14 protein-coding genes are annotated in these 17,933 nt (G+C 67.8%); 10 read left to right on the top strand and 4 right to left on the bottom strand.

Annotated features, from left to right (window positions below; translation table 11 throughout):
* Positions 1-257 precede the first annotated feature (257 nt).
* From ABE522_RS16440 to ABE522_RS16430, 3 genes are all read right to left on the bottom strand, one after another.
* Positions 258-2,813 (bottom strand): sensor domain-containing protein, encoded by a 2,556-nt coding sequence (locus ABE522_RS16440; protein ID WP_346592621.1) that lies wholly within the window; start codon positions 2,811-2,813, stop codon positions 258-260.
* Positions 2,810-3,703 carry a hydroxymethylglutaryl-CoA lyase gene (locus ABE522_RS16435; RefSeq protein WP_346592620.1) on the bottom strand — a complete coding sequence of 298 codons (894 nt, stop codon included), beginning with the start codon at positions 3,701-3,703 and terminating at the stop codon, positions 2,810-2,812. The genes ABE522_RS16440 and ABE522_RS16435 overlap by 4 nt, the downstream gene beginning before the upstream one ends.
* A 237-nt stretch (positions 3,704-3,940) precedes the next feature.
* Positions 3,941-4,729: an enoyl-CoA hydratase-related protein gene (locus tag ABE522_RS16430; RefSeq protein WP_346592619.1), complete on the bottom strand. Its 789-nt coding sequence runs from the start codon at positions 4,727-4,729 to the stop codon at positions 3,941-3,943.
* 116 nt (positions 4,730-4,845) lie between these two features.
* Here ABE522_RS16430 and ABE522_RS16425 point away from each other — a divergent pair, with 116 nt between their 5' ends.
* From ABE522_RS16425 to ABE522_RS16385, 9 genes are all read left to right on the top strand, one after another.
* Positions 4,846-5,097, top strand: a complete 252-nt coding sequence (locus ABE522_RS16425; protein WP_346592618.1) for a FeoA family protein — start codon at positions 4,846-4,848, stop codon at positions 5,095-5,097.
* Positions 5,094-6,956, top strand: a complete 1,863-nt coding sequence (gene feoB / locus ABE522_RS16420) for a ferrous iron transporter B (RefSeq protein WP_346592617.1) — start codon at positions 5,094-5,096, stop codon at positions 6,954-6,956. The genes ABE522_RS16425 and feoB overlap by 4 nt, the downstream gene beginning before the upstream one ends.
* Positions 6,956-7,210, top strand: coding sequence for a DUF6587 family protein (locus tag ABE522_RS16415; RefSeq protein ID WP_182657486.1), 255 nt, complete (start codon positions 6,956-6,958; stop codon positions 7,208-7,210). Before feoB ends, ABE522_RS16415 begins: the two co-directional genes overlap by 1 nt.
* Positions 7,211-7,436: 226 nt before the next feature.
* Positions 7,437-8,159: a 4-hydroxy-tetrahydrodipicolinate reductase gene (dapB, locus tag ABE522_RS16410; protein ID WP_346592616.1), complete on the top strand. Its 723-nt coding sequence runs from the start codon at positions 7,437-7,439 to the stop codon at positions 8,157-8,159.
* A 267-nt stretch (positions 8,160-8,426) separates the two neighbouring features.
* Positions 8,427-9,557, top strand: a complete 1,131-nt coding sequence (carA, locus tag ABE522_RS16405; protein ID WP_346592615.1) for a glutamine-hydrolyzing carbamoyl-phosphate synthase small subunit — start codon at positions 8,427-8,429, stop codon at positions 9,555-9,557.
* Complete coding sequence (locus ABE522_RS16400; protein ID WP_346592614.1) at positions 9,557-10,111, top strand: hypothetical protein; 555 nt, start codon at positions 9,557-9,559, stop codon at positions 10,109-10,111. Before carA ends, ABE522_RS16400 begins: the two co-directional genes overlap by 1 nt.
* 54 nt (positions 10,112-10,165) lie before the next feature.
* Positions 10,166-13,408 carry a carbamoyl-phosphate synthase large subunit gene (gene carB / locus ABE522_RS16395; protein ID WP_346592613.1) on the top strand — a complete coding sequence of 1,081 codons (3,243 nt, stop codon included), beginning with the start codon at positions 10,166-10,168 and terminating at the stop codon, positions 13,406-13,408.
* Positions 13,409-13,416: 8 nt separating this feature from the next.
* Entirely contained in the window at positions 13,417-13,881 is a 465-nt protein-coding gene (gene greA / locus ABE522_RS16390) for a transcription elongation factor GreA (RefSeq protein ID WP_182657515.1), read from the top strand.
* 3 nt (positions 13,882-13,884) lie between these two features.
* Positions 13,885-14,835, top strand: coding sequence for a phosphoglycerate mutase (locus tag ABE522_RS16385; protein WP_346592612.1), 951 nt, complete (start codon positions 13,885-13,887; stop codon positions 14,833-14,835).
* A 63-nt stretch (positions 14,836-14,898) separates the two neighbouring features.
* On the opposite strand, the gene ABE522_RS16380 is transcribed toward ABE522_RS16385, so the two are convergent.
* A complete protein-coding gene (locus ABE522_RS16380; protein WP_346592611.1) occupies positions 14,899-15,951 on the bottom strand; it encodes a DUF1176 domain-containing protein in 1,053 nt (350 codons plus the stop codon).
* Positions 15,952-16,067: 116 nt separating this feature from the next.
* On the opposite strand from ABE522_RS16380, the gene recJ reads away from it, so the two are divergent.
* A complete protein-coding gene (gene recJ, locus ABE522_RS16375; RefSeq protein WP_346592610.1) occupies positions 16,068-17,825 on the top strand; it encodes a single-stranded-DNA-specific exonuclease RecJ in 1,758 nt (585 codons plus the stop codon).
* The last annotated feature ends 108 nt before the right edge of the window (positions 17,826-17,933 follow it).

Here is a 17,933-nt window from a genome sequence, read left to right as displayed (position 1 = left end):
CCCATGGTCGGCGGAGGGTGGGGGAACGGGGTCTGATGGTTTCCGCCGACCATGGGTCGGCGCTACCGCTTTTCTTCTTTCTACCATCGCGGTGGCGGCGCACGGAAACTGTCCGGGGTCGGGCGGGTGGGGGATGCGGGGCCTTGAGCGGCAGGAGCCGCGAAGAGCTACATGGACGTACTTGCGCGTGCCCCGCATCTCCCACCAGCCCGGCCCAGCCAACAAATCACGCCTTTGCCCCACCACCGCAAAAAAACCTACTTCAACTTCCTTACGAACTCTTCCGGCGTCAGCCCCGGGGCGAACAGGAAACCCTGGCCGACATTCACCCCCAGCCCCATCAGGTAGCGGCGCTGGGCTTCGGATTCGATGCCTTCGGCCACCACGCCCAGCCCCAGGCTGCGGGCGATCCCGCAGATCGCCTCGCACACGGCCATGTCCGAGCGGTCTCCCGGCACGCCCTCCACGAACAGCTGGCTGAGCTTCAGGCCGTGGATCGGCAGCCGGCGCAGGTAATTCAGCGCGCTGTAGCCTTCGCCGAAATCATCGATGGCCAGCATCACGCCCATCTCGCGCAGCCGGGCGAAGGTGCGCAGGGTGTCCGGCGCATCCTCGATCAGCACACGCTCGGTGAACTCCAGTTCCAGTGCGGTGCCGGGCAGATGGAACTCATCCAGCGCCTGGCGCACCTTCAGCGCCAGGTCGTCGCCGGTGAACTGGCGGTAGGACACATTGACCGCCACCCGCACCAGCCCGAGGCCTTCGTCCTGCCACTGGCGGACCTGGCGGCAGGCTTCGCGCAGCGCCCACTGGCCGATCCGCACGATGTCGCCGGTACTTTCCGCGTGGGCGATGAACAGGTCCGGGCGCATCTCGCCCAGTTGCTCGTTCTGCCAGCGGATCAGCGCTTCGGCGGCGATCACCTCGCCGGTGCGCAGGTTCACCTGCGGCTGGTAGACCAGGCGGAATTCATCGGCTTCCAGCGCGCGGTGCAGCCGGCTTTCGATCTGCAGGCGGTCGTGCTGCGCCTGCGCCAGTTCCGGTGAGAACACCTGCCAGCCGTTGCGGCTTCGGCGCTTGCAGTCGTACATCGCGGTGTCGGCATTCTGGATCAGCTGCTGCGGACGCACCCCATCGCGTGGTGCACAGGCGATGCCGATGCTGGCGGTGACCACGAACTCGTCGTTGCCGAACACGAACGCCGGCTCGAACGCCGCCGTGATGCGCTGCGCCAGTCGTTCGGGTTGATCGGCCTGGTCGCGGGTATCGCAGATGACCAGGAACTCATCGCCACCGAAACGCGCCAGCAGTCCTTCGGTGCCGATCGCATGGGCGATGCGGCGGGTGGCCTCCACCAGCAGTTCATCGCCTGCGCTGTGGCCCAGCAGGTCGTTGACCGTCTTGAAACGGTCCAGGTCGATGTACAGCACCGCGACCTTGCAGTGGGTCGGGTTCGACAGCCGTACCCCCAGGTCGCCGAGCACCGCATCGCGGTTCATGATGCCGGTTAGTGGATCGGTACGCGCCTGGATGCGCAGGGTTTCCTCGGCCTGCTTGCGTTCGGTGATGTCCTGCACGGTGCCGGCGATGCGCGCGGCGTCCACGTCGCCTTCGGACACCTCGCCGATCATGCGCACCCAGAAGGAATGGCCATCGGCGCGTTGGCCGCGCAGTTCCAGGGTGAAGCTGCTGCGCGCCACGACGCTGGCCGCCAGCGCCTGCTGCAGGGCCAGCCGGTCATCGCTGCGCAGGCACTCCATCAGGTCGGGCATGTCATCCAGCGGCAGCTCCTGGCCCAGGATCCGGCGCGCTTCGTCGGTCAGGTACAGGCGCGCCAGGCCGCGATCCCACTCCCAGCCGCCGATGTGGGCCAACGACTGGGCGCGGTCGAACAGCGCGTTGTTGCGCTTGAGTTCGGTGATGTCGCTGAACATCGCGAACACATGGTCGGCATGGTCGCGCCCATTGCCGAACACCGGCACGTTGGTGATCGACAGCCACAGCATGCGTCCACGGGGACGGTGGTACAGCCCGACGATGGTGCTGCGGATGACCCGGCCCGCCTGGAAGCAGCGGTTGGCCGGCCACTGATCATGGCCCAGCAGGTGCCCGTGTTCGTCCACCACGATCCAGTCGTGGGGGTCGAGCAGGGTCTGCAGGCTGGAGCCGGTGCCGGCCGTGCCCAGGATGCGGTGCGCGGCCGGATTGGCCGATACCACGTGCAGTTCGCGGTCGAACAGGATCACGCCCTTGTCGATGGATTCCATCAGCAGGCGATAGCGCGATTCGGCCTGCCAGCGCCCGCTCAGGTCGCGCGCCACCGCCACGATGCACGGTTCGCCCTGCAGTTCGAAGCCGGCCGAATGCACCTCCACCGGAAACCGGCTGCCGTCACCGCGCATGTTGGTGACTTCGATGACATAGGTGTCACCGCGCTGCAGGGCGGCCCACACCGGTTCCAGGTGGTCGCTGGGCAGGTCCGGGTTCAACAGTTCGATCGGCTGGCCGACGATGGCCTCGCGCGGACGGCCGTAGGCGCGCACACCAGCGCGGTTGAGGTCCATCACCACCCCGGCCGAACTGAGGATGCTGACCGGGTCGGGCACCGCGTCGAACAGGGCGGCGTAGCGCTGCTCGGCGTCGTGGCGCTGCTGCATCGCCTCGTCCAGGGCCTCCCGGGCCTGCTGCAGCAGCGCGTGCTGTTCGGCGCGGTGCGGCTGGGACAGCGCATGGTCCAGTGCGGCCAGTGCGTCGCTCTGCGTGGCGGGATGTCCGCCAGCGGCCAGGTCGTCGCAGGGGCCGCGGCGGCTCATGTCGGTGCCATCGCCTTGCCGACGCGGCTGGCGGTGGGCCGGCCCAGCAGCGCCGACAGCCAGCGGCCGATCCCGGCCAGCGGCTCCAGCTCCACGCCGGTCTGCAGCCCCATCCCGTGCAGCAGGTAGACCACATCTTCGCTGGCCACGTTGCCGCTGGCGCCCTTCGCATACGGACAGCCGCCGGCGCCGGAGACCGCGCTGTCCACCACGCGCACCCCGGCTTCCACGCAGCTGGCGATATTGGCAATGGCCTGGCCGTAGGTGTCGTGGAAATGCACGGCCAGTGCCTGCATCGGCACCTCGGTGGCGACGGCCTGCAGCATCGCCAAGGCCTTGCGCGGCGTGCCCACGCCGATGGTGTCGCCGAGCGATATTTCGTAACAGCCCATGCCATGCAGGGCCCGCGCCACGCGCACGACCTCGCTGACCGGCACCTCCCCCTGGTAGGGGCAACCGAGCACCGTGGAGACATAGCCGCGCACGCGCACGCCGTCGTCGGCGGCCCGGCGCAGGACCGGTTCGAAACGTGCCAGCGACTCGTCGATGCCGGCATTGATGTTGGTGCGGTTGAAGGCTTCCGAAGCGGCGGTGAACACCGCTACTTCCTGCACGCCTGCCGCCAGTGCACGCTCATACCCCTGTTCGTTGGGCACCAGCACCGGGTAGGCCACGCCGGTGCGGCGGTCGATGCCAGCGTAGACCTCGGCGGCATCGGCCAGTTGCGGGACCCAGCGCGGGCTGACGAAGCTGGTGGCTTCGATGCTGCGCAGGCCGGTGGCGGACAGCCGGTCGATCAGGGCGATCTTGTCGGCCGTGCTGACCTGCTGCTTTTCGTTCTGCAGGCCGTCACGCGGGCCCACTTCGACGATGCGGACGAAATCAGACATCGCGGCGCCTCCCCGGTTGCGGGCGGGCGGCAGGACAGGCGGGGCGGGAAAGGCGGGAGGGAACGATCACGGAACATCCTGTAGATGAAGTGGCGCGCGCAGTGGTGGCCACGAGAGAGATATACGCGGGCCGTCGAAGCAACCGGCCAGCCCGCTGCATGAACCGCTTCACCGGGGGCGGGCCGATGCGCGCAGCATCGACGCCGCAGGGCGGCCATGGCGTGAAGACGCGCGGGCTCAGCCGGCGTCGATCCAGCCCGGCGCGCGCTTGCCGAGGAACGCGCCCAGGCCTTCCTGGCCTTCCGCAGACACCCGCAGGCGGGCGATCAGTTCGGCATTGGCCTGGTCCCGTGCATCGGCATCGGGGGTGGCCACCACGTGCCGCACCAAGGTCTTGGCACTGGCCGCCGCCACCGGTCCGGCCGCCATCAGCAGTGTGAGCTGCTGCTCGATTGCCGCATCCAGCTGCTCGCCCGGCACCACCGCGTGTACCAGCCCGATGCGAAGTGCGGTGGCGGCATCGAAATGCTCGCCGGTGGCGAACCAGCGTCGCGCCTGGCGCGGGCCGATGGCCGCGATGACGTACGGGGAGATGACCGCTGGCAGCAGGCCCAGCCGGCTTTCGGTCAGGCCGAAGCGTGCGCTGTCGGCGGCAATGGCGATGTCGCAGCAGGCCACCAGGCCGACGCCACCGCCGAATGCGGCGCCGTGGACCCGTGCGAGGGTGGGTTTGGGCAGTTCGTCCAGGGTGCGCATCAGGTGGGCCAGCGCCAGCGCATCGCGGCGGTTGTCCGCCTCGCTGGCGGCGGCCATGCCGCGCATCCACTGCAGGTCCGCGCCGGCCGAGAACGAGGCGCCGTCGCCGGCCAGCACCACCGCGCGCACCGACCGGTCCGCGCCGGCCTGCGCCAGCTCGCGGGTCAATGCGGCGATCAGCTGGTCATCGAAGGCATTGTGCAGCGCCGGGCGGTGCAGGCGCAGGGTAAGCAGGGCGCCGGAGCGCTCGACCAGCAGGGAATCCGTCATAAAGTCCGCAATTACTCGATACCTGTACGGATCATAGCGGTCCAAAGGTCATGGGCCATGACGCGGCGCGGCGATGTTACAATTGATAACCATTCTTATCACTGGAAAGTGCGCGAGTGACGCTGTCCGATCTGCCTTTGCAAGCCAACGCCGTGGTCGAAACCGTCCATGACACGCACGCCAACGACACCATCGCCCGTCGCCTGAGGGAACTTGGCTTCGTCAAGGGCGAGTCCGTGCGGTTGGTGGCGCGCGGCCCGATTGGCGGCGAACCGCTGCTGGTGCAGGTCGGTTTCACCCGTTTTGCGCTGCGCCGCAGTGAGGCCGCGCGCATCCAGGTGACCGCTGAACAGGGGGCGCCGGCATGAGCAACGCTGCGAGCCTGCCGCTGCGCGTGGCGCTGGTCGGCAACCCGAACAGCGGCAAGACCGCGCTGTTCAACCAGCTGACCGGCAGTCGGCAGAAGGTCGCCAATTACACCGGCGTCACCGTGGAACGCAAGGAGGGCCGCATGCGCGCGCCGTCCGGCCGCGAGTTCGCCATCCTCGACCTGCCGGGCGCCTACAGCCTGCAGCCGGCCAGCCTGGACGAGGCGATCACCCGTGACCTGTGCCGGGGTTTCTACCCCGGCGAGGCGGCACCGGACGTACTGCTGTGCGTGATCGATGCGACCAACCTGCGCCTGCACCTGCGCTTCGCGCTGGAACTGCGTGAATTGGGCAAGCCGATGGTGGTGGCCCTGAACATGGTCGACGCGGCCGAGCGTCGTGGCATCAAGATCGATGTGCCGGCGCTGGAACGTGCGCTCGGCGTGCCGGTGGTGGAAACCGTGGCGGTGCGCAAACATGGCGCGCAGGCGCTGGTGGAGCGGCTGGATGCGATGGTGCCGCACCTCGGTGCGCCGGTGGTGGCGGTGGAAGGGCAGGGCATCGACTACCACGCGCAGGTGCGCGGGATCCTCGACGCCGCCGTCAGCATGCCCACCCGCACCGCGAAGATCGACGACACGCTGGACCGCTGGCTGCTGCATCCGGTGTTCGGCCTGGCCACCCTGGTGGTGGTGATGTTCCTGATCTTCCAGGCGGTATTCGCCTGGGCGACGCCGATGATGGACGGGATCGAAGCGCTGTTCGGCTGGCTCGGCGAACGGGCCGGCGCGGTGCTGCCGGAAGGCCCGCTGGCCAGCCTGGTCACCGATGGCATCATCGCCGGCCTGGGCGGGGTGGTGGTGTTCCTGCCGCAGATCCTGATCCTGTTCGCCTTCATCCTGGCGCTGGAAGAATCCGGCTACCTGCCGCGCGCGGCGTTCCTGCTGGATCGCATGATGGCCTCGGCCGGGCTGTCCGGGCGTTCGTTCATTCCGCTGCTGTCCAGCTTCGCCTGCGCGGTGCCCGGCATCATGGCCACGCGCAGCATCCAGGACCCGCGGGATCGCCTGGCGACCATCCTGGTGGCCCCGCTGATGACCTGCTCGGCACGCCTGCCGGTGTATGCGCTGCTGATCGGCGCGTTCATTCCCGATGGCAAGGTCGGCATCTTCAACCAGCAGGGACTGGTGCTGTTCGGCCTGTACGCGGCGGGCATCTTCAGTGCGCTGCTGATGTCCTGGGTGATGAAGAAGTGGCGCCGCGACAAGAGCGAGCACCCGCTGATGCTGGAGCTGCCGTCATACCGCATCCCGCACCCGCGCGACCTGGCGGTTGGCCTGTACGAACGTGGCATGATCTTCCTCAAGCGCGTCGGTGGCATCATCCTGTCGCTGACCATCCTGCTGTGGTTCCTGCTGTCCTTCCCCGGTGCGCCGGCCAATGCGACGATGCCGGCCATCGACTACAGCTACGCAGGCCAGCTCGGCCATGCGATGACGGCGATCTTCGCCCCGCTCGGCTTCAACTGGCAGATATGCATCGCGCTCATCCCCGGCATGGGCGCTCGCGAGGTGGCGGTGTCTTCGTTGGCGACCATCTACGCGCTGTCGGCGCCGGATGATGATGCGGCGATTTCCGCACTGACCCCGATCGTCAGTGACGGCTGGTCGCTGGCCACCGGCCTGTCGCTGCTGGTGTGGTTCATCTATGCCCCGATGTGCATCTCCACGCTGGCCACGATCAAGCGCGAAACCAATTCGTGGAAGCAGGTGGGCTTTGCGACCGTGTATCTGTTTGCCGCAGCCTACATTGCAGCCCTGGTCACCTATCAGGTGACCGTGGCGCTGGGAGGCGGCTGATGGAGGCCGGCCTGCTGCTGCAGTACCTGATCGTGGCGCTGGCGGTGCTGGCCAGTGCGTGGGTGGTGCTGAAGAAGCAGTTCCCGGGCACGGTGCGCAAGGCGCGCGGTGCATTGGCGCTGGGCCTGCTGCGCTCCGGCCGGCCGGGCTGGCGGCAGTCGCTCGGCCGACGCATCGCACCGCCGGCCAGCGGCGGCGGCGGAGCCTGCGGTGGGTGTGACAGTTGCGGGCCGACGCCGCCCAAGGCGCACTAAGTGCGGTAGTGCCGAGCCCTGCTCGGCGAGCGCAGCGGCGGGCAGTAGCGTGACGACCAACGGTCGTCACCCACCAGGAGCAGGAGCAGGACGGCCAGCGGCCGTCACTACCAGGGCCACGGTAGCGCCGAGCCACGCTCGGCGAGCGCAGCGGTAGAGGCATCCACCACAGGCGATGGGCGCATGCCCCCTGTGCAAATGCAGGCCCAGCCGCTAGCCTTTCCGGATGAACCAGACTCCCCTGCGATTGCTCATCCATGGCGCTTCCGGGCGCATGGGCCAGGCCCTGCTGCGGCTGGCCGCCGAACATACCGAGACGCTGAAAGTAGTGGGCGCCTACACCGGCCGCGCGCCTGCGCAGCGGGTGGTGGGCGGTATCCCGCACTTCGCCGCCAAGGAACTGCACGGCGCTCCGCCGTTCGATGTGGCCATCGATTTCAGCCTGCCCGAAGGCTTCGATGCGATCCTGGCGCTGTGCGTGGAACGCGGCGCGGGCCTGGTTTCCGGCACCACCGGCATCAGCCAGGCGCAGCGCGAGGCGCTGGATGCAGCGGCCAAGGCGATACCGCTGGTGTGGGCGTCAAATTTCAGCCTGGGCGTGGCGGTGCTGGATGAACTGGTCGAGCGCGCCGCACAGGCATTGGCTGGCTGGGACTGCGACATCGTCGAATCGCACCACACGCGCAAGCTGGATGCGCCTTCGGGCACCGCGCTGACGCTGGGGGCGGCGGCCGGACGCGGCGGGGCCACGCCGCAGTACGCCAGCCTGCGCGCCGGCGATATCGTCGGTGAGCACCTCGTTCAGTTCACCGGGCTGGGCGAGCGGATCGAACTGGTGCACCGGGCGACCAACCGCGACATCTTTGCCCGCGGCGCCTTGTTCGCCGCGCGGCAGCTGGCTGAACGGGCACCGGGGAGTTACCGGGTGCGGGATCTGCTGAACGGCTGAACGGGGTGCGCGGGGGGGGGGGGCACCGCGCGAAGGGCCCGCTGCGCTCGCCGACCATGGGTCGGCGCTACCGTTCAGGATCTCGCGGCGCGCTACCTGCAACGTGGCGCTGGCGCCGGACGCCGCATGCGTCTACAATTCGCACTCGCCGAAACACGATAGCCGGACCGGTCCTGAACCGTACGTCCGCGCTTTTTTGCAACCGGTTTTTACCGTGAGCGCAGGCGTGACCTTCGGTACCCCATCGGTAGCCAAAGTGAGATTTCCGTGACCCAAGCCGCAATCCTCGTCCTCGAAGACGGCACCGTATTCGAGGGCGAATCCGTAGGCGCGCCCGGCCTGTCCGTCGGTGAAGTGGTGTTCAACACCGCCATGACCGGTTACCAGGAAGTGCTGACTGATCCGTCCTACGCCCGGCAGATGGTCACGCTGACCTACCCGCACATCGGCAACACCGGCATGACCGACCAGGACAACGAAGCGTCCAAGGTGTGGTCGGCCGGCCTGATCGTGCGCGACGTGCCGCGTCGCCCGAGCAGCTGGCGCAGCCAGGTTTCCCTGCAGGACTGGCTGCTGCAGCGTGGCGTGGTCGCCATCTCCGGCATCGATACCCGCAAGCTGACGCGCATCCTGCGCGAGAAGGGCGCCCAGAACGGTGCGCTGATGGCGGGCGAGGGCATCAGCGTGGAGAAGGCGCTGGAGGCTGCGCGCAGCTTCCCCGGCCTGAAGGGCATGGACCTGGCCAAGGTCGTGTCGACCGAAACCACCTACCAGTGGAACGAAGGCCAGCTCGACCTGGATGCCAACGCGTTCGTCAGCGTGCCGTCGCAGTACAAGGTCGTGGCCTACGACTACGGCGTGAAGACCAATATCCTGCGCATGCTGGCCGAACGCGGCTGCGATGTGACCGTCGTTCCTGCGCAGACCCCTGCCGCCGACGTGCTGGCGCTGAAGCCGGACGGTGTGTTCCTGTCCAACGGCCCGGGTGACCCGGAGCCGTGCGACTACGCGATCAGCGCGATCAAGACCGTGCTGGACGCCAGGGTGCCGACCTTCGGCATCTGCCTGGGCCACCAGCTGCTGGCGCTGGCGTCCGGCGCGAAGACGCTGAAGATGGGCCATGGCCATCACGGCGCCAACCATCCGGTGCAGGACCTGGACAGCGGCCGGGTGATGATCACCTCGCAGAACCACGGGTTCGCGGTGGATGAAGCGACCCTGCCGGCTACCTTGCGGGTGACCCACCGCTCGCTGTTCGACGGCACCAACCAGGGCATCGCGCGCACCGACGTGCCGGCGTTCTCCTTCCAGGGCCACCCCGAAGCCTCGCCGGGACCGACCGACGTCGGCCCGTTGTTCGATCGTTTCGTGACCCTGATGGCCGAGGCCAAGGCCTGATGCGCGTTACCGCACTGCTGGCCGGCCTGTTGTGGGCCGGTACCGCAAGCGCCCAGCCGGCCACGCCGGCCGAGGTGGCGGTGATCATGCACCAGCTCGGCATGCACGGGCTGGGCAAGAGCAGCGCCGAAGTGCTGTTCAGCATCTCCCCGACGCTGAAGGCGCTGGACCAGGGCGGGCGTGATTGTGCGTCCAGCCAGATCGGCAAGCTGCTCGACGCCCACTTCCAGCAGCAGATCGCCGGCAATCTCGGTGAAGACGGGGCGGTGCTGGTGGGCGAATGGAAGCAGTTCATGGCCACGCCGGCCGGTGCCGACATGGGCCGCACCTTCCAGGCCAGCGCGGCGGCCCAGCAGGGCGTGGCCAGCGAAGGCCCGGAGGTGAGCGAGGCGAACAAGGTGGAGATCGCCCGCTTCATGGCAACCCCTGCCTTCCAGCGCTTCATCGACGGCCTGGGTGCCGACGGCGGGATGCCGGAAAACATAGGCGAGACGATGTCTGCCGCGCTCAAGCGCGAATGTGGCATCGACTTCGACGCGGAACAGATTTCCTGATCGTCAGCGTGCGATCACTCCCCCTTGTCACGCTGTACCGACCTAGAGAAGAAAATGGCAAAGCGCACTGACCTGAAAACCATCCTCATCATCGGTGCTGGCCCGATCGTCATCGGCCAGGCCTGTGAGTTCGACTACTCTGGCGCGCAGGCCTGCAAGGCGCTGCGCGACGAGGGGTACCGCGTGGTGCTGGTCAACAGCAATCCGGCCACCATCATGACCGACCCGGAGATGGCCGACGCCGTCTACATCGAGCCGATCAACTGGCAGACGGTCGAGAAGATCATCGCCAAGGAAAAGCCCGACGCCCTGCTGCCGACCATGGGCGGCCAGACCGCGCTGAACTGCGCGCTGGACCTGGCCGACAACGGCGTGCTGGAGAAGTACAACGTCGAGCTGATCGGCGCCAAGCGCGAAGCGATCCGCATGGCCGAAGACCGCGAGCTGTTCCGCGTGGCGATGGGCGAGATCGGCCTGGAATGCCCGTCGGCGGCGGTTGCCCACACGCTGGAAGAAGCGCTGGATATCCAGACCCGCGTCGGCTACCCGACCATCATCCGCCCCAGCTTCACCCTGGGCGGCAGTGGCGGCGGCATCGCCTACAACCGCGAAGAGCTGATCGACATCGTCACCCGCGGCCTGGAACTGTCGCCGACCACCGAAGTGCTGGTGGAAGAATCGGTGCTGGGCTGGAAGGAATTCGAGATGGAAGTGGTCCGTGATACCGCGGACAACTGCATCATCGTGTGCTCCATCGAGAACCTGGACCCGATGGGCGTGCACACCGGTGACTCGATCACCGTGGCCCCGGCGCAGACCCTGACCGACAAGGAATACCAGCGCCTGCGCGATGCCTCCATCGCCGTGCTGCGCAAGATCGGCGTGGATACCGGTGGCTCGAACGTGCAGTTCGGCATCAACCCGCACACCGGTCGCGTGGTGGTGATCGAGATGAACCCGCGCGTGTCGCGTTCCTCGGCACTGGCCTCCAAGGCCACCGGCTTCCCGATCGCCAAGGTTGCCGCCAAGCTGGCCGTGGGCTACACCCTGGACGAACTGAAGAACGAGATCACCGGCGGCCTGACCCCGGCCTCGTTCGAGCCGTCGATCGACTACGTCGTCACCAAGATTCCGCGCTTCGCCTTCGAGAAATTCCCGGCCGCCGATGCGCGCCTGACCACCCAGATGAAGTCGGTGGGCGAGGTGATGGCGATGGGCCGCACCTTCCAGGAATCGATGCAGAAGGCGCTGCGTGGCCTGGAAACCGGCAAGGTGGGCTTCGACCCGACCGAGCTGGACCTGGGCAACGAAGAGGACATGCAGACCCTGCGCCGCGAGCTGAAGGCTCCCGGCCCGGAGCGCCTGTTCTACGTGGCTGACGGCTTCCGTGCCGGCATGAGCGTGGAAGAGATCCATGCGCTGTCCTTCATCGATCCGTGGTTCCTGGACCAGATCGAAGAGATCATCACCGCCGAAGGTGAAGTCACGGTCGGCGGCATCGACGCGCTGGACGCCGCGCGCCTGCGCAAGCTCAAGCGTGCTGGTTTCTCCGACGCCCGCCTGGCCCAGCTGACCGGCACCAATGAAGCGGCCGTGCGCGCGCTGCGCCGTGCGCACAAGGTGCGCCCGGTGTACAAGCGCGTGGACTCCTGCGCCGGTGAGTTCGCCACCGGTACCGCCTACCTGTATTCGACCTACGAGGACGAGTGCGAAGCGGCGCCGAGCAACCGCGACAAGATCATGATCCTGGGCGGTGGCCCCAACCGCATCGGCCAGGGCATCGAATTCGATTACTGCTGCGTGCACGCCGCGCTGGCGCTGCGCGAAGATGGTTATGAAACCATCATGGTCAACTGCAACCCGGAAACCGTGTCCACCGACTACGACACCTCCGACCGCCTGTACTTCGAGCCGCTGACGCTGGAAGACGTGCTGGAGATCGTCGAACTGGAACAGCCGAAGGGCGTGATCGTGCAGTACGGCGGGCAAACCCCGCTGAAGCTGGCGCGCGCGCTGGAAGCCAATGGCGTGCCGGTGATCGGCACCAGCCCGGACTCCATCGACCTGGCCGAAGACCGCGAGCGCTTCCAGCAGCTGGTGGACAACCTGGGCCTGAAGCAGCCGCCGAACCGCATCGCCCGCAACGACCAGGAAGCGCTGCTGCTGGCGCGCGAGATCGGCTACCCGCTGGTGGTGCGCCCGAGCTACGTGCTGGGCGGCCGTGCGATGGAAATCGTCTACGGTGAGTCCGACCTCGCGCGCTACGTGCGTGATGCGGTCAAGGTGTCCAACGATTCGCCGGTGCTGCTGGACCGCTTCCTCGACAATGCCGTGGAAGTGGACGTGGACATCATCGCCGACAGCCAGGGCAACGTGCTGATCGGCGGGGTGATGGAGCACATCGAAGAAGCCGGCGTGCATTCGGGCGATTCGTCCTGCTCGCTGCCGCCGTATTCGCTGTCGGCCGAAACCCAGGCCGAGCTGCGCCGCCAGGTGGTGGAGCTGGCCAAGGCCCTGAACGTGGTCGGCCTGATGAACACCCAGTTCGCCATCCAGGCCGGTGAGAACGGTGAAGACATCGTCTACCTGCTGGAAGTGAACCCACGTGCCTCGCGCACCGTGCCGTTCGTGTCCAAGGCCACCGGCATGCCGCTGGCCAAGATCGCCGCGCGCTGCATGGCCGGCAAGACGCTGGCCGAACAGGGCGCCACCAAGGAAATCGTGCCGGACTACTACTCGGTGAAGGAGGCGATCTTCCCGTTCGCCAAGTTCCAGGGCGTGGATCCGATCCTCGGGCCGGAGATGCGCTCCACCGGTGAAGTGATGGGCGTGGGCCGCAGCTTCAGCGCCGCCTTCGCGCGTGCGCAGGAAGCCGGTGGCATCAAGGCGCCGCCGGTCGGCAAGGCCTTCGTGTCGGTACGTGACCCGGACAAGCAGCGCGTGCTGCCGGTCGCCGAGGCGCTGCTGGCCAAGGGCTACAGCCTGGTCGCTACCCGTGGCACCGCCGCGTGGCTGCAGCAGCACGGCATGGAATGCGAGATCGTCAACAAGGTGGTCGAGGGTCGTCCGCACATCGTGGACCGCATCAAGAACGGTGAGATCGTCTACATCGTCAACACGACCGAAGGCCGTGCGGCGATCAACGATTCGTTCTCCATCCGTCGCGAAGCGCTGCAGCACCGCGTGACCTATTCGACCACCATCGCCGGTGCCAAGGCACTGGTGCATTCGCTGGAATTCCGCGGTACCGGCCCGGTCTGGTCGCTGCAGGAACTGCACAAGGAACTGAACGCATGAGAGCTCCCATCACGATGAAGGGCGCGCAGCGTCTGCGCGAAGAGCTGGAACAGCTGAAGTCGGTCAAGCGCCCGAAGGTGATCGCCGCGATCGCCGAAGCGCGTGAGCACGGCGATCTGAAGGAAAACGCCGAGTACCACGCCGCGCGCGAAGAACAGGGCTTCATCGAAGGCCGCATCAAGCAGCTGGAAGGCGAGCTGTCGCACGCCGAGATCATCGACGTGTCCAAGCTCAATGCCGGCTCCAAGGTGGTGTTCGGCGCGTCGGTGACGCTGGCTGACGTGGAAACCGACGAAGAGAAGAACTACCAGATCGTCGGTGACCTGGAAGCGGACATCAAGCTCGGCCTGATCGCCATTTCCTCGCCGGTGGCGCGGGCGATGATCGGCAAGCTGGAAGGCGACAGCATCACCATCGATGCACCCGCCGGCCAGCGCGAGTACGAGATCGTCAGCGTCAGCTACGCAGGCTGATCGATGGCGACGGCAACGCTGCTGCTGGCTGCACGCAGTCGATTCGCGGTGGCCGCGTTGCCCGATGAAGTGGCACGTGCGCTCGGTCGCGCCGAGCGCAGCGAGCACCCAGCCGGGGAGGGCGCGCAGCTGCAGCGTCACTTCCACGTGCAGGGGGCGTCCGATGCGCTTGATGCCGCCGGCGGCGGCGCGATGCCGGCCGCGGCGCTGACCCGCCAGCTGGATGCCGGCGATGCGGCCGGCCACGTCTGGCTGCGCGCCGATCCGGCGCACATGGTGCCGGACATGCACGGTGCGCGGATGATGGGGCACGGCGACACGCTGCGCCCGTCACACGAGGATGCCGTCGCCCTGCTGCCGGACCTGCTGCCGGTGTTCGCCGAACATGGCCTGCATCTGGATGCCCCGGTGGCGTCGCGCTGGTACCTGCGCGTACCGGACGACATGACCTTGCCCGTGTTCGCCAGCCCGGATGACGTGCTCGGCGATGATCTTTTCAGCCACCTGCCGAGCGGCGCGGAAGGCCGGCGCTGGCGTGCGCTGCTTACCGAAACCCAGGTGGTGCTGCATGCACACCCGTGGAACGGACAACGGGTCGCGCAGGGGCTGAGCCCGATCAACTCGCTGTGGTTCTGGGGTGCAGGACGCCTGCCGCGCAGCGTGGCGACGCCGCATGCGCAGGTGCGCAGCCGGGATGCGCTGCTGCGTGCGTTGGCGACGGCCGCCGGGGTGCAGGTGGATGGCGAGCAATCGGTGGATGCGCTGGTCGATCTGCGTCCGTTGCGCTCGCTGGACCAGTTGGCGAACCAGGCGATCATCCCGCTGCTGCAGGCGCTCCAGCGCGGTGAGCTGCATCGCCTGGTGCTGGATTTCGAGGACGGCGTGCAGTTCGGCTTCCAGCGCTCGCAGCGCTGGCGGTTCTGGAAGAAGCCGCGACAGTTGCACGAGGCCTGAAGCAGCCCCGCCATGGCGGGGTGTGGCCCACGGCGGTACAGCATGCGACCGCTGTGGAACGGCTCAGTCCATCCTGCCAAGGTAGGTCGGCAGCTGCCAGTGCCTGTGGCTCGGACCGACGCAGTCGGCGCCGACGAACTCGGCGCTCATCACCAGGCGCGCTCCGTCCCAGGCCCAATGCCGGGTCCTGCCGCAGGTGTCCGTGCCGGTCGCCACGCCTTCCTCCACGAACACCGCGTGAGGAGGGAGCGGAAACAGCGCGGCACCGGAGACCAGGGTGGGGGAGAATGGCGGGCGGTCGCGGACCAGCCACGTCCCTGCTGGAACGATGTAGCGCTCGGTCGCGCAGCTCAACACGGCCAGGACATGGCTGGCATCCACCCGTTCGACGCGAAGTCGGCGCGAAGACGCCAGGATGCAGGCGTCCTTGGCATCGGCCGCCGGTTGCAGCAGCTGGCGCAGGTCTACGCGCTCGGCCAGCAGGCCGTCGTCTTCGCGTGTTTCGACCAGCAGCGGCGGCGATTTCAGCGAAGGCGCCGGCACGGCAGAGGGCACCGTCGATTCCGGCTGCGCGCCGTTGCGTACCAGCGCACCTGGGGTGTGCAGCCGCCCTTGTACCTCGTCCATCTTCAGCAGCAACGGGCCGGCACCGTGCTCGGACAACGGCCACGCGTGGCCCGTGCCATCGACCAGCTCGACGCGATCGCCAGCCGCCAATGCCTCGATCAAGGCCGACACGTAGCGATCGGGCAACGCCAGATCTTCCCCTGGGGATTCCATCCGACCGATCTCGCCGAGGTCCTTTCCCTTGGCGCGCAGCCGCAGCGCTCCCTGCGGCCCCCCCACCGTGACAGAGCGCGGCGCATCCTCTGCGCCTTCCGCCATCGCGATGCGTGCGGTGACAGCGGTCTGCGGCCCCGCCGCGCGCTCGATCAGCATGCCGAGCATCAGCGGTGCCAACGGACCGAAAGCCGCTATCCGGCAGGTGCCGGTATTGTCGCAGGCCATGAACGCGTCCTGTTCGAAGAATGCAGCACCGCTGGCCGCGGTCGCGTGTGACATCGATGCGGCGTAAAGGGCAAAGCCGAACAGGGCGGTCGAAACAGGACGGCGCATGCGATGAAGTCCAATGCGTGGGGCGGGCAAGCATGGCTGATCGCGCTTGCTCCGCCAATCCCGATGGTGCTGCTGCGCGGTATCATGCGCATGTCTTCCGCAACCCGGCGATGCCGATGTCCCTTGCCGCCGATGCTGCGCAGCCTACGTCCGATGTGCCGATGATCCGCCGTCGCGATACGGTGCTGCCTGGTGCCTGGCCCGATGGCACGCTGCCGCTGCTGGCGCGCCTGTATGCCGCACGCGGCGCGCATACGCCCGAACTGGCGCTGCCCAAGCTGGGCAGCCTGCATGCCCCTGAGCTGTTGAGCGGCATCGATGGCGCCGTGCAGCTGCTGGCGACGGCGATCGCCGCGGACAAGCGCATCGTGGTGGTGGGTGATTTTGACTGCGATGGCGCCACGGCCTGTGCGGTCGGCGTGCGTGGCCTGCGCATGCTCGGCGCGCGCCACGTCGCACATGCGGTGCCCAATCGAATGGTGCACGGCTACGGCCTGTCGCCGGCGCTGGTGGAAGAACTGGCCCTGCTGCAGCCGGATCTTCTGGTCACCGTGGACCACGGCATCGCCTGCCATGCCGGGGTGGCGGCGGCCAAGGCCAAGGGCTGGCAGGTACTGGTCACCGACCACCATCTGCCTGGTCCGCAGCTTCCGCCGGCCGATGTCATCGTTGATCCGAACCTGCATGACGATGCCTTCCCCAGCAAATCGCTGGCCGGCGTCGGCGTGATCTTCTATGTGCTGCTGGCACTGCGCCGGCACCTGCGCGAGGCAGCGGTGTTCGCCGACGGCAAGGGACCGGACCTGGCCACGCTGCTGGACCTGGTCGCGGTAGGTACCGTCGCCGACCTGGTGGCGCTGGATGCCAACAACCGGGCGCTGGTCAGTGCCGGGCTGCGGCGCCTGCGCGCAGGGCAGGGCTGCGTCGGGCTGAACGCCTTGATCGAAGCCAGCGGGCGCGACGCCGCGCGCTTGACGGCCACCGATATCGGGTTCGCGCTGGGACCACGCTTGAATGCCGCCGGCCGCCTGGAGGACATGGCGCTGGGCATCGCGCTGCTGCTGACCGAGGACCCGGCACAGGCGCGCGACATCGCGCAGACGCTGGAGCAGATCAACGCCGAGCGACGCGCCGTGCAGCAGACCATGACCGACGATGCCGAGAAGGCCGTGGCCAGGGTGGTGCTGGACGACGACGGGCAGCGGCCGATCGCCGCAGTGCTGTTCGACGCCGAGTGGCATCCGGGCGTGGTCGGGCTGGTCGCCTCCAGGATGAAAGACCGCCTGCATCGTCCGGTGGTCGCCTTCGCGCCTGCGGAGCCGGGCGGTCACGCGTTGCGCGGTTCTGCGCGGTCGATTCCGGGCCTGCACATCCGTGACGCGCTGGCGCTGGTCGATGCACAGGAGCCGGGCCTGATCGAGCGCTTCGGTGGCCACGCGATGGCCGCCGGCATGAGCCTGCCGCATGCCCACTTGGCATCGTTCCATGTCGCCTTCGCCGCAGCCGTCCAGCAGATGCTGGACCCGGTGATGCTGCAGCAGCAGATACTCAGTGACGGCGAACTCGACAGCGACGAGCTCGACCATCGGCACGCCGACGCGCTGCGGCTTGCCGGCCCGTGGGGACAGGGGTTCCCGGAACCGCTGTTCGATGGACACTTCGAGGTGACCAACTGGCGGGTGTTGAAGGAACGCCACCTCAAGCTGGAACTGCGCCGCCCCGGCGTGGCCGGTCTGATCAATGCGATCCAGTTCGGTGGCTGGACCGGCAACGCGCCGGCCCGCAATGTCCACTTGGCGTATCGGTTGGCCTGCGACGATTACCGCGGCGGCACCGCCATCCAGCTGATCGTCGAACACTGCAGCGCGGCCTGAAGCATCCCGCCGAGCATGGCTCGGCGCTACAACGACGTGCCACGACCGTCCCCGCCGAGCATGGCTCGGCGCTACAACGACGTGCCACGCGACCGGTAGCGCCGAGCC

This window comes from Stenotrophomonas lacuserhaii (assembly GCF_039674585.1).
Taxonomy (GTDB): domain Bacteria; phylum Pseudomonadota; class Gammaproteobacteria; order Xanthomonadales; family Xanthomonadaceae; genus Stenotrophomonas; species Stenotrophomonas pennii_A.
Note: the sequence above shows the minus strand (reverse complement) of the source record. Positions and strands in the feature narration are given on the sequence as shown.